Here is an 11,753-nt window from a genome sequence, read left to right as displayed (position 1 = left end):
TCAGGAGGCCTCATAGACATTGCCAAGATCGACAAAGGGCGAGGACAGTCGCGGGTCTTTGAGAATCGCCTGGAAAGCCGGATGCTCCGGATGGTTGGGCGAACCTATGTTGTGGCGGCGATAGTCTTCCGGCGTAAAGGTTCCCCAGTTCCGCAGCATAAGGAAGTGGACACCATCAGCACCGATCGACCGCGCCCATTCCACAAACTCAGGCATTTCGCGAAAATTCAATGCCTGGACGACAAAATCCAGACGCAACAGGTCGATGCGACGCTCCGCACGCAGTCCGCCGAGAAAATCCAGGTTCCGGCAGAGGCGATCGAACGAACCGCCTCGACGGACGACCTCGTAGGTGTCCTGGCGGGCAGCATCGACGGAAACCCAAACCGTACTGACGTGGCCGTCGAGCCGCAGATCCGTCCACGCCTTCTCGTCCATGAGGACGCCATTTGTCTGGATCTGGATGCGGCGAGAGGGGACTGGCACATCCGTCAGACTTTGCAGCACGTGGCGGAAATGCCTGCTGCCGAAAGGATCGCCGCTGCCGGTAATCTTGATCTGGTTTGCGTCATCCAGAAGCGGCGCGATCTTGCTGTCGAAAATGCCGTCGAGCTTTGCCGCCGCACCATGCCTGAGTTGTATCAGTTCGGTTCGACACGAAGGACAAGACAGATTGCAGGACCTGTCTTCAGACAGCACGATCCGGCGTGGCTTGTGATCGACGACAATCAGATCGTTGTCGATGCATTCGCGCTGTAGAGGCGCCGTGACGTCGGATTTTCGCGGAAGCGAACGTTGCACGATCTTCGGACAATAGAGGCGGCTGCAATAGGAGAAATCGCCATCCAGTACGGAGCTTCGTATCTCGGCTGCTTTGATGGAATTCCAGTATTGTGCGGCATGGTGCTCATGAATTGAGCCAATGGAGGCAGGCATCCACGCGGAGCAGCAGGTGTTTACCTTGCCATCGGCCCGGATCTCGATCTCCTCGAAGGGATTTCCGCAAAAGCGGTCAGCAAGCCATGCGTCGACTTCGAGGTTAAGGTTTCGAGCTTTCTCCTCCGATGCGATCAGCAGGCGTTGAGCGAAAAGATCGTGCTGGTCGCCCGAGATAATTCGTTCCGCAAGGTCTGCTGCAACATTCCAAAGTTCAGCTTCAATGGCGATCAGCGCGGCCATTGCCGCCAGAAGTCCCGAAATCCTGGGATCGGCCTCGACTTCGGCAACGAATGTCAGCAGTTCGACATCCGACTTGCTGTCTGCCAGAAGGTCTTCGATCGCGTCGCGGACGACTGCCTCGGCTCCGGAAAAGTGCGATGTTGCACCAGATGTCGATTTTTCTTCCCGATATCGCCTCTCGCTTTCCGCCAATCCTGGCGACCGCATTGCCGATCGGATCGTTGGCCGATCCATTCTTTGGTCGGACGCAAGGTCGGATCGGATGGGGTTTCGCGCATGAGGCATTGGCCAGGTCCTGGAAACCAACTCCATCCTAGCAGATCGTTGTTTTCAGAGCGACTGCCGGTAACCAGCATTTGAAATCCCGGCATATGAAAAGGCGCGTGGGCCGCTGCTTCGATGACCTGCCCGGGCGGATCGCAGCGACGTCGACAGCTCAGACTGCGGCATGCGCCACGCGGCATCTCTTCGGCGCCCCGCACCAGGACTGCGCGATCGCTCCCGCTCGCTGGTTTGAGCGAGGGCCGCGCTAGAGGCCGAGTGCGGTCCTGAAGCTCGAAAGCTCCGCGTCGGCGATCGGGACCGCGTGTTGCGGCTCGGGATAGGCGCCCGTCTGCACGTCGGAGATGAACTCGCGATAGGCGGCGATGCGCTCGCGCTGCAGCCGCTCATATTCGGCGGCGAAGTTGCGGTAGGTTTTCGCGTGGCGCGGCTTGTGACCGGTGGTGTGGCCGAGCACGTCCTCGCTGAACAGATACTGCGCGTCGGCATGCGGCCCGGCGCCCATGCCGAGCATGATCATCGGCGTATTCGCGGTGATGAGTTCGCCAATCCGGTCGGGCACCACCTCGAGCTCGGCGCCAAAGCAGCCGATGGCCTCCAGGCGCTTGACGTGATCCCATACCGCTCGCGCGCTCTCTGCCGTCCTGCCGACGGCCTTGAAGCCACCGGTCCAGGTGCATTGCGAGGGGATCAGACCGACATGGGCGACGACCGGCACCGCGTTGTCGCAAAGCGTCTTCTGGATATCGAGCGAGGCGGCGCAGTAGAAGCAGTCGCCGCCGATGCGCATGTAGTGATAGGCGGTTTTCAGATAGTCCTCGGCTGTGATCAGATTGCCGAAGGGGCCGTAAGGGAGACCGACCTGTACGAAGCAACGGCCGGCGGCGTCGCGCATCTCGGGCGAGAAGAAGCGACCTTCGATCGACAGCATGTCGACGCCGGCAGCGTCCGCCGCCGCCGCCTCTTCAAGCGAGGTGACGTAGAGCATGGAGATCTTCTGTCCGCGGCTCTTCATGGCGCGGATGTCGGCGACGGTGGGGCGGCTGCTTTTGGTGACCATTTTCGTTCCTCAGACGGTGAAAGCTTCGCGGAAGGCCAGTAGCGCCGCCTCGGGATCGCCGGAGGCAAACGCCTCCATGCCCACCGGCCCGCTATAGCCCATCTCCTTCAGCGCACGGGCGATGCCGCGATAGTTGATCTCGCCGGTGCCGGGCTCCATGCGTCCCGGCACGTCGGCCACCTGGACCTCGCCGATCCACGGCAGGCAGGCGCGGCAGAGTTCGATCAGATTCCCTTCGCCGATCTGCGCATGGTAGAGATCGAGATTGAGGCGCAGGCCCGGCCGGTTGACGCTCGAGACCAGCGCCAGCGTGTCCTCGGCGCGCCCAAACGGCACGCCGGGATGGTCGACCGGAAGGTTCAAATTCTCCAGCGTGAAGGTCACGCCCTCAGCTTCGGCAAGGTCCGCAATGCGATTCAGCGTCTCGCGCGCCTTGAGCCACATGGCGCCGGTGATCGTCTCGCAAGGCGTCACCGGCAGGCCGCCTTCGCCGAGCCCGGTGCCATGCAGATTGAGCCGCGCCACGCCGAGCCGCTTGCCGACCGCTGCCGTCTCCTTCGCCGTCTTCAACAGCTCGGCGGCACCCTCGTCATCGGCAAGCCGGCCGCGCAGATAACCGTTCATGATCGAGAAGGTCGCGCCGGATTTCTCCAGCATTGCGAGGTCGTGCTCGGGCCAGTTCCACAGGCCGACCTGAAAACCCATTTCGGTGAGGCGCTTGACGCGGAACTCCATCGGCCGGTCGCGCCAGAGCATTTCGGCGCAAGCCGCGAGCGAGAAAGTGTCGGACATGTCAGACCTCGATGTGCACGCGGCCGTCCTCGACCTTCGTGGTGTAGGTTTTAAGATTCACGCAGACCGGTGCACGCACCGCTTCGCCGGTCCGGTAATCGAACACGCCGTTGTGTTTCGGGCATTCGATCCTGTATTCCATAACCAGCCCGTCGCTCAGATGCACCTTCTCATGCGTGCACAGGCCGTCGGTACAGAAGAACGTATCGTCGGGGCTGCGGTAGATGGCGAATGTCCGGCCATCATGATCGAAGCGGATGACGTCCTCTTCCTCGATATCATCCGTTGCGCACGCATCAATCCACTTAGCCATTGTCGTCCTGCAGCCTGGTCCTCGGTTGGTCGAAAAGTCGGSCGGCGGACCAWGTGTCCGCCGGCCGCCCGGGAGGGAAGATGCCCCGTGTGGTGAGCATCTTCACTGGGTTTACGCGTGCGCGCCGCCGCTTGGCGCATGCCCATCGTTGGTCGCCGAGAAACTCTCGATCTCGGCTTCGAGTTCGGCCATCTGCTCGCCGCCGGCCATCAGGTCGGTGATCGCCTCGCGGCTTTTCTCGCCCTTGCGGAAATCGGCGGCCTTGGAGCCTCGGATGAGGACGGCGAAGTGGTCGCCGACGGTCAGCGCATGGACGACATTGTGGGTGATGAAGATGACCGCGATGCCCTTGCGGCGCGCCTGCAGCACGATGCGCAGCACATGCGCCGCTTCCTTGACGCCAAGGGCTGCGGTCGGCTCGTCGAGGATCAGCACGCTGGCGCCGAAATGGACAGCGCGTGCGATGGCCAGCGCCTGGCGCTCGCCGCCGGACAGTCCGCCGACCAGGCGATCGCCATCGTCGATGCGGGTGATGCCGAGCTGGCGCATCTCGGTGACCGCCGTTTCGTTGGCCCGCTTGCGGTCGTAGATGGTGAGCGGCCCCCAGCGCCGTGTCGGCTCGGCGCCGACGAAGAACGAGCGGCCGATGCTCATCAGCGGGAACGTGCCGCCGAACTGGTGGACGGTGGCGATGCCATGCTCGCTGGCATCGCGCGGGCTGCCGAATTCGACCGCCTTGCCGTCCATTTCCATCGTCCCCGATGTCGGCCTGTGGACACCGGAGAGGATCTTGATCAGCGTCGATTTGCCGGCGCCATTGTCGCCGAGCAGGCACAGCACCTCGCCTCTGTTGACCTCGAGCGAGATGTCGTGAAGCACATCGATCGGACCGAAGGATTTGTTGATCCCGGTCAGCCGGAGCAGGGGCGTGGTCATCAGCGTGCCCTCGGTTTGGTGCGCGGCGCGTAGGTCAACGCCATGGTGCGGAAAGTGTTGTTCATCAGCACGGCGGCGAGCAGCAGGACGCCGATGATCAGGCTCGCCCAGTTGGCGTCGAAGCCGGTGTAGAAAATGCCCTGGTTGACGATCGAGAAGGTCAGCGTGCCCAGGACGATGCCGACCACCGAGCCGTAGCCGCCGGTGAGCAGCACGCCGCCGATGACCACCGCGATGATCGAGTTGAAGATGAACGACTGCCCCGCCGCCACCTGGGCGCTGTTGTAGAGGATCGCCTGCGACATGCCGACGAAGGCAGCGCACAGGCCGCTGCTCATGAACAGTGCGATGGTCACCCGGTCGGTCGGGATGCCGGCATTGCGGGCGCTGACGGCGTCGCCGCCCATGGCCAGGATCCAGTTGCCGAAGCGCGAGAAATTCAGGATGAAGCCGACGATCAGGACGACGGCGATCCACCAGAACAGTGTCACCTGGAACTTGCCGCCGAGATAGTCGCCGAACACCAGCTTGGCGATCGGTCCGCTCTTCAGCGCGACACTGGTGCTGCCGGACAGGATGATCGAGAGGCCGAGCGTCAGGCCGGCCAGCGCAAACAGCGTTGCCAGAGTGACGACGAAGGACGGCACCTTGGTGCGGATCACCAGGACGCCGTTGATGAAACCGACGGCAAGCCCAAGGCTGAGCGCGGCGAGGATGCCGACGATGATCGGTGCCCCGTAGTGGCCCGAGATGATGGCAATGGTCATCGAACTGGCCGGGATCATCGAGCCAACGGAGAGATCGAGGTGTCCGGCGATCATCAGCAGCCCCACCGGGAGGGCGATGATGCCGAGTTCCGAGGCGACGTTGAGCCAGCTGGCGGCACCGCCGGCCGACATGAAGTTGGCGCCGCCGAAGATCGAGAAGAACACCAGCACAGCGATCATGCCGATCAGCGAGCCGACCTCGGGGCGGCGCACGAGGCTGCCTATCGAGGGTATCGAGGAATGCGAGGCAGGTGGCGCAGTCGCTACCACGGCGGGTTGGTCATGGGCTTGGGATGTCATCGAAGTGGTCCCTGGCTTGAACAATGGGGGGGCCTGGCGCAGCCTTCGTCGGGGGCGCCGGGGCGGCGATGTCCGGCCCGCGGACGGGCCGGACACTCATTTGCGCAAGTTAGCGGGCGCCGGCCGCCGCACCAGCCAACGTCGCGTCGACATTGGCGGCGTCGACGATCCCCGGTCCGGTCAGCACCGGCTTGGTCGGCAGGTCCAGCCCGTAATTGACGAAGCCGTTGAGCAGCGACACCGCAAGGTAGCCTTGCAGATAGGGCTGCTGGTCGATCGAGAACATCTGCGTGCCGTCCTTGATGCGCTGCAGGCCGGTTTCGTCCATGTCGAACGAAGCGAGCTTGACCTTGTCGCCGACACTGGCCTGGCTGATGGCGTTGGCCGCACTGTTGGCGTCGCCGGCGCTGATGGTGATGAGGCCGTCGAGGGTGTTGTCCTTCAGCACGGCGGCCTTGATCGCCTCGGCGACCGCGGTCGGGTTGCCGAAGCTGGATGAAGGCAGCGGAAGCTGGGTGGATTTGCCGCCGCTCTTGGCGATGGCATCGGCGATGCCCTTGCAGCGGTCTTCGGTGTTGGTGGAGCCCGGCAAGGTGTTGACGCACAGCACGTTCTTGGCGCCATGGCTGCCGAAATAGGTGCCGCCGCCGAGACCGGCCGCGTATTCCTCGTTGCCGACATAGTTCATGGCGCCGAGCCGCTTGGCTGCATCCATGCCGCCGGAATTGTAGATGATGAGCGGCACGCCGGCGGCAACGACCTCCTTGAAGGCGTCGTCCATCGCCTCGGGCACCCAGTCCGGGCCGACAATGGCGCTCGGCTTCTGGCTGAGCGCGGTGCGGATCAGCTTGGCGGCGTCGGGGCCGAGATTGTCGTAGTTCTGCGGACCGAGCCATGTCACCGAGCCGCCCGTCAGTTCGGCGACCTTGCCGGCGTCGTCCGCGCCCTTCTTGACCTTCGACCAGAACGGGTCGTCCGCCTTGCCGCCGATGACGAAGATCTTCGCCCCATCGGCCATAGCTGACGTGGCGCCTGTCGCCAGCACGGCCGCGGTCATCATCGCCGTCAAAAGTTTCGTTGTACGCTTCATGTCGTCTCCTCCCGGTTGCCGTCGTTCGACGGGTTTAGAAAAACTCTGAATTCATCTGCCGGTGCGCACCTCTCCCGTTGCGCATCGCATCAATTGATCAATGGTTCGCCGCGGCCTTGGCGTTCAGGCGTTCCTTCTTTTTCTGGAAGCGGGCGTCCATCGCGGCGTCGCCGTCTCGGGTGCCGTCGTGCCAGGTGCCGAACCAGCGATCGAGCGGGATCAGCCCGTCGCCGCCATAGTTCACCTCGAAATATTTATGGTGCAGGTAGTGCGTGTAGGCGTGGCTGTTGACGGCCGTGTCCTCGCTCACTTCCAGCTTGTCGAAACCGAGATGGCCATTGACGGCGCCGAAGCCGGCGACATGCAGCTGGAACAGCGCCACAACAGGATTGGACGGGATGACGAGGTGCCAGAAGGCGACCGCGTGATAGAGGAACCCTTCCACCGGATGCATCGACAGCGACGACCACGGCGAGGGGTTGATCGAATTGTGATGGACCGAATGGATCCAGCGATAGAGCGGGCCCCAATGGATCAGGCGGTGGATGAAGAAGAAGTGCACCTCGTGGATGGCCGGCGCGATCAGCACCAGCGCCGCTAGATAGACAGGGTGATCTGCCCAGCCGAGCCACGGCACGTAGCCATTGGCAAAGCACCACAGGAAAATGACTTCGACCACGGTCCACAGCGGGATGGTGATGAAGAACGAGCGCAGGAAATTGTCGAGGTTCTGGCTCTGGAACCAGAACACGTCCGACGGCGCATCGCCGGGGAATTTGTGGTTGTACTTGAACCGCGTCGCCTGGGCGCGCTTGATGTAATAGCGCAGCTCGAAAATGCCGTAGAAGACCAGGATCGCCCCGGCGTTGACGGCGTAGAGCCACAACGCCCAGCCCCAGCTGATGGTCTTCATCGTCTCGACGCCGGGCACGACGTAGAACCAGTAGATCAGCGCCGTGGCCATGTGGAAGGCATTCCACGGCCAGATATAGCCGGGCAGCCATGCCAGGATCTTTGGCAGTTTTGGCGGCCAGTTCCAAAGCGGCACCGCCTCGATGCGCCCGTTCGGTTTCCAGTCGCCGCGCTTGTCGCGCACACCGTATTTCAGATCGTCCATGCAAATCCTCCACCCGCAATGCCGCACCCGTCCATGCCCTGGATGGCCGCACGCGCACGCTTGCCTCACACCGCCTGAAGGCGGTGGGCGAAAACCCGTCTGCGCTGTGCTGTTGCTATCCCTGGGCTGGCGGTGCGTCCGCCTTGCTTGCTTTTCCAGAGATAAACATCTTGATCTAAAATGAATCAAGAATAGAATGTTTGTTCCAACTGGATTGTGTCATTCATATCAATCCAGCACGATGAATGATATCTTCGTATCAATTGCTACAAGCGGATGAGACGAAATGGATCAGAACAAGCGGCCGACGATTAGGGATGTCGCCGCCGAGGCAAACGTTTCGGTGGCCACCGTCAACCGGGTGCTGAGCGGCGCCGGCGCCGTTCGCCAGGGCACGCGCGAGCGCGTCAGGCTGGCGGCGGAGCAAATCGGCTTCTACGGCATGGGCGCGCTGCGCAGCCGCATAGCCGCCGCCCGGCCGCGCTACCGCTTCGGCTTCCTGCTGCACCAGCCCGGCCGCGCCTTCTACCGCAACATTGCCGAGGCGATCCGTGCGGTGGCGCCGACCATGCCCGACTGCGAGATAGAGCTGCGCACCGAGTTTCTCGACGATTTGTCGCCGCAGAACGTCGCCGCGCGTCTGCTGGCGCTCGGCGCCGAATGCGACGCCGTCGGCGTCGTCGCCGCGGTCCATCCGCTGGTGACGCAAGCCGTCGATACGCTCAATGCCCGCAACGTGCCGGTGTTTGCGCTGATCTCGCAGATCTCGGCCACAGGGCACGTGCGCTATATCGGGCTCGACAACTGGAAGGTCGGGCGCACCGCGGCCTGGGTGTTCGAGCATGTCTGCAAGGCGCCCGGCAAGCTCGGGATCCTCGTCGGCAATCATCGCTACCGCTGCCAGGAGATGAACGAGAGCGGCTTTCGTTCCTATTTCCGCGAGCATGCGCCTGAATTCACCCTGCTCGAGCCACTGCTGACCTTCGAATCCAGCGCCATAGCGCAGGAGATGACCGAAAAACTGCTGAACGAAAATCCCGACCTCTGCGGCCTCTATGTCGCCGGTGGCGGCATCACCGGCGCCATTGCCGCGCTCCGCTCCACCGGGCGCGCCGGCAGCCTCGTCGTCGTCGGCTACGAACTGATGGACTCGACCCGCCCGGCACTGCTCGACGGCACGCTGACCTTCATCATCTCCCACCCGCTCGCCCGCATCGCCCAGGAAGCGCTGGCGGGTATGGTCCGCGCCGTGTCGGCGCCGAACGAGGGAGGGAATGTCACGACGATTTTGCCGTTCGAGGTTTATACGCGGGAGAATATTTAGGGCGGCGTCTTGCAAAGCCAGGCGCTTTCCCTCGGGTCTTGTCCGGGCACCGATCTCCAATCGCCCCACCAATGTTTCGCCGGATAAAAAGCTCGCGTTGGACGGTCCCGTAGGCGCCCTGTCGCCGGGTTGTCCGTCACGGTGCGCGCTTGACCGACCACCCCGGCCGTAGCGCCAACGGCAAGCATGCATTAACATCCAGCTTGACCCCCTTGGGGCTGGCCAGCGATCTGTTCAAATGGGGACGTACCCATGACCAATCATTGCTGTGGACCGGGCTATGCTTCTCCTGCCGAGGCGATGCAGGCGCCTCGCGAAAAGCTGCTCTATACGATCGCCATCTACACCGGCACCGGCATTCAGAAGCCGGACTATTTGTGCACCATCGACGTTGACCCTGAGAGTTCGACCTACAGCCAGGTGATTTCACGCCTGCAAATGCCGGGCATTGGCGATGAGCTTCATCACTCGGGCTGGAATGCCTGTTCGTCCTGCCATGGCGATGCGAGCATGGAACGGAAATATCTGATTGTGCCGGGTGTGCGCTCGTCCAATCTGCATATTGTCGATTGCGGTACCGATCCCCGCAATCCAACACTGTTCAAGGTCATAGACGGCGCTGACATCAAAGCCAGGACCAATCTGTCGGCACCACACACTGTGCATTGCCTCGGCTCGGACATCATCGTTTCCATGCTTGGCGACGCTCAAGGCAATGCTCCCGGCGGCTATTTGCAGCTCAGCAAGGAGTTCGAGATTGTCGGCCGCTGGGAAAACTCCATGGGCGGCATCAAGTTCGGTTATGATTTCTGGTACCAGCCGCGACACAACGTGATGGTCAGCTCGGAATGGGCCGCGCCCAACACTTTCATGCCTGGCTTTGACCTGGAAGAGGTAGGCCATCTGAAGTATGGCCGCGAGATCCATTTCTGGGATTTTGAAAAGAAGGAGCCAAAGCAGACATTCTACCTCGGTGAAGATGGCCTGATCCCGCTGGAAGTGCGGTTCCATCATGATCCCGACAGCAGCCACGGTTTTGTCGGCGCGGCCCTTTCCGCAAATATCATCCATTGGTGGAAGGACGCGGCGGGTGATTGGCAATGGGAAAAAATTGTCGATGTCGACAATCAGCCGCATCCCGAATGGCCGATCCCGATCCCCGGCGTCATCTCGGTCATTCTGCTCAGCATGGACGATAGATACCTCTACCTGTGCAACTGGCTGCATGGCGACATCCGTCAGTATGACATCTCGGACCCTCACAACGCCAAGCTTACCGGACAGGTGTGGATGGGCGGACTTCTCGGCCGCGCGCCTGAGGTCAATGGCGTGAAAGTGACCGGCGGGCCGCAGATGATACAGCTCAGCCTCGACGGCAGGCGCCTCTATGTGACGACCTCGCTGTTCTCGACCTGGGACAATCAGTTCTATCCGGAAATCCGTACCAATGGCGGGTGCATGCTGATGGTCAATTGCGATACGGAAAATGGCGGCATGGAAATCGATCCGCGATTTGTCGTTGATTTTGGCAAGGAACCGAATGGACCAAGCCGCTGCCACGAAACCCGTTATCCCGGCGGGGATTGCACGAGCGACATCTGGGTATGACCATCTTCACCATCACGCTGGCCAATCAAGGCGGTGCGGCCTATGACGTCGATCACCGCAAGCCCCTCTTGCAAAGCTTGCGCGAGCAGGGCGTGGACCTGCCCTACGGCTGCAAGTATGGCGGCTGCATAAGCTGCGCGGCCAAGATAATCAGCGGCAAGGTCGATCAAAAGGCGCAGGTGGCGCTGAACAACCGCCAGATCAACAATGGCTACATAATCCTCTGCGTTGCCCGGCCCATGAGCGACTGCACGCTGGAGGTCGGCGTTGAAAGCCACGACAAGCTTTATCGCAACCCCTTCCTCGACCCACTGGCCGCGCATGAATTGAAAGCCGATATCGCGACCCCGCTGGACGACAAGAAATGACCCATATGAATCATGATGAGCCCTATCCGGAGGCTTTTCTGCAAGAGATTCTGAAATCGGTCAAAACCATCGCGATGGTGGGGGCCAGCCCCGACAAGACGAAGTTTTCCTATGGTGTTCTGAGGGTGCTGCACGAAACCGGCTATGACATGATCCCGGTCAACCCCAGTTCCGGTCTGGAGGAAATTCGAGGACTTAAAGTGTACCCGTCGCTGGCGGCCATCGACCGGCCTGTCGATATGGTCGAGGTGTTTCGCCGCTCCGAAGATCTGCTGGAAGTCGCACAGGAAGCCATCGCCATCAATGCCAAGGTTCTGTGGGGCCAGATCGGGGTGCGCGATGACGCTGCCGCCCGGCTGGCGGAGGAGGCGGGCTTGAAAGTCGTGATGAACCGCTGTCCCAAGATCGAGCTGTTCCGCCCGTTCTGGAAGCCGAAGCTGCACCTCGGAATATGATTGCAGGGTCGCGGAATTCGCAGGTGACCAGCTTGTCCCTTTGGCGTTGGCGTTGGTTCTGCTAGGCCGTGGACTCACAAACCCGAAGCCACTGTCTCGATCGGCGATTTTAAGGTAGACTTTGCCGTTTTGAAATCGTGCCGGATCCTCAGGCTTGCCTTG

Annotated in this window: 12 protein-coding genes; 4 read left to right on the top strand and 8 right to left on the bottom strand. The window is 61.8% G+C overall.

Annotated features, from left to right (window positions below; all coding sequences use genetic code 11):
* From AC1DXU_RS08375 to AC1DXU_RS08340, 8 genes are all read right to left on the bottom strand, one after another.
* Entirely contained in the window at positions 1–1,371 is a 1,371-nt protein-coding gene (locus tag AC1DXU_RS08375) for a radical SAM/SPASM domain-containing protein (RefSeq protein WP_477366896.1), read from the bottom strand.
* 337 nt (positions 1,372–1,708) lie between these two features.
* Positions 1,709–2,521, bottom strand: coding sequence for a 3-methyl-2-oxobutanoate hydroxymethyltransferase (locus tag AC1DXU_RS08370; RefSeq protein WP_477366893.1), 813 nt, complete (start codon positions 2,519–2,521; stop codon positions 1,709–1,711).
* Positions 2,522–2,530: 9 nt separating this feature from the next.
* Complete coding sequence (locus AC1DXU_RS08365; RefSeq protein ID WP_477366890.1) at positions 2,531–3,313, bottom strand: TIM barrel protein; 783 nt, start codon at positions 3,311–3,313, stop codon at positions 2,531–2,533.
* Position 3,314: 1 nt separating this feature from the next.
* Positions 3,315–3,626 carry a MocE family 2Fe-2S type ferredoxin gene (locus AC1DXU_RS08360; protein ID WP_477366887.1) on the bottom strand — a complete coding sequence of 104 codons (312 nt, stop codon included), beginning with the start codon at positions 3,624–3,626 and terminating at the stop codon, positions 3,315–3,317.
* Between the two features lie 111 nt (positions 3,627–3,737).
* Positions 3,738–4,562, bottom strand: coding sequence for an ATP-binding cassette domain-containing protein (locus tag AC1DXU_RS08355; protein WP_477366884.1), 825 nt, complete (start codon positions 4,560–4,562; stop codon positions 3,738–3,740).
* Positions 4,562–5,509 (bottom strand): ABC transporter permease, encoded by a 948-nt coding sequence (locus tag AC1DXU_RS08350; RefSeq protein ID WP_477368896.1) that lies wholly within the window; start codon positions 5,507–5,509, stop codon positions 4,562–4,564. The genes AC1DXU_RS08355 and AC1DXU_RS08350 overlap by 1 nt, the downstream gene beginning before the upstream one ends.
* A gap of 229 nt (positions 5,510–5,738) precedes the next feature.
* On the bottom strand, positions 5,739–6,719 hold the full coding sequence (locus AC1DXU_RS08345) for a sugar ABC transporter substrate-binding protein (protein WP_477366881.1): 981 nt from the start codon (positions 6,717–6,719) through the stop codon (positions 5,739–5,741).
* 97 nt (positions 6,720–6,816) lie between these two features.
* A complete protein-coding gene (locus tag AC1DXU_RS08340; RefSeq protein WP_477366878.1) occupies positions 6,817–7,836 on the bottom strand; it encodes a sterol desaturase family protein in 1,020 nt (339 codons plus the stop codon).
* A gap of 286 nt (positions 7,837–8,122) precedes the next feature.
* On the opposite strand from AC1DXU_RS08340, the gene AC1DXU_RS08335 reads away from it, so the two are divergent.
* The 4 genes from AC1DXU_RS08335 to AC1DXU_RS08320 all read left to right on the top strand — a co-directional run bounded on the left by AC1DXU_RS08335 (position 8,123) and on the right by AC1DXU_RS08320 (position 11,591).
* Positions 8,123–9,160 (top strand): LacI family DNA-binding transcriptional regulator, encoded by a 1,038-nt coding sequence (locus tag AC1DXU_RS08335; protein ID WP_477366876.1) that lies wholly within the window; start codon positions 8,123–8,125, stop codon positions 9,158–9,160.
* 252 nt (positions 9,161–9,412) lie between these two features.
* A complete protein-coding gene (locus AC1DXU_RS08330; protein WP_477366873.1) occupies positions 9,413–10,768 on the top strand; it encodes a selenium-binding family protein in 1,356 nt (451 codons plus the stop codon).
* Positions 10,765–11,136 carry a 2Fe-2S iron-sulfur cluster-binding protein gene (locus AC1DXU_RS08325; protein WP_477366870.1) on the top strand — a complete coding sequence of 124 codons (372 nt, stop codon included), beginning with the start codon at positions 10,765–10,767 and terminating at the stop codon, positions 11,134–11,136. The genes AC1DXU_RS08330 and AC1DXU_RS08325 overlap by 4 nt, the downstream gene beginning before the upstream one ends.
* 5 nt (positions 11,137–11,141) lie before the next feature.
* Positions 11,142–11,591 carry a CoA-binding protein gene (locus tag AC1DXU_RS08320; RefSeq protein WP_477368894.1) on the top strand — a complete coding sequence of 150 codons (450 nt, stop codon included), beginning with the start codon at positions 11,142–11,144 and terminating at the stop codon, positions 11,589–11,591.
* Positions 11,592–11,753 lie beyond the last annotated feature (162 nt).

The sequence above is a fragment of the Mesorhizobium sp. P3_A10 genome (assembly GCF_056403175.1).
This window is presented reverse-complemented; position numbering and strand designations above follow the sequence as displayed.